Below are 560 nucleotides of genomic sequence, written 5' to 3'. Positions count from 1 at the left end.
GACGCCTATCTGCGCGGCCTGCTGGTCAACGGTGCCCGCGCCGTTATTGCCAGTCTCGGCGAGAAACAGGATCGCTTCAGCCGGTGGGTCCGAACCCTGGTCGAACGCCGGGGCTACTGGCGGGCCGCCATCGCGATCGCTGCAAAGAACGCGAGACTGGCGTGGGCTTCCTTGAAATATGGCGAGGACTTCAAGCTCGAGCCTGCGTCAGACCAAGTTTGATTCGAGCCCGTCGATCAACCGACGCCTGGACTTGAGCACGGACACCATGAGCACATAGAAACGATCACTTTGCACTGCCAGCGGTGATGTGAAGCGGGTTGGACCCGCGCGGAGCGTACCTGGATAACACGGCGGGGATATCCATTCCCGGCTAGAGAATGAGGTCTCTGCGCGCGTCTTTCATCAGGGTCCGGGCCATTGGTCCAACATGACCGGTTGTAGAACCGCAGTCCTTCACCTTCTCACATGCACTAGCGCGGCATTGCAGCATGTATCAACAGCAAACCTCGATTGAGCTTGTGCTCAACGGGGAGCCCTTGTAGCGTGTTAGGCACTTT

At 59.1% G+C, this 560-nt stretch carries 1 pseudogene; it reads left to right on the top strand.

Features of this window, described 5'->3' with window-relative positions:
• A pseudogene (locus HV796_RS43175) lies at nt 1-222 on the top strand (IS110 family transposase); the annotation flags it as partial.
• Nucleotides 223-560: the final 338 nt, after the last annotated feature.

Source organism: Paraburkholderia humisilvae (assembly GCF_902859855.1).
GTDB lineage: Bacteria > Pseudomonadota > Gammaproteobacteria > Burkholderiales > Burkholderiaceae > Paraburkholderia > Paraburkholderia humisilvae.
This window is presented reverse-complemented; position numbering and strand designations above follow the sequence as displayed.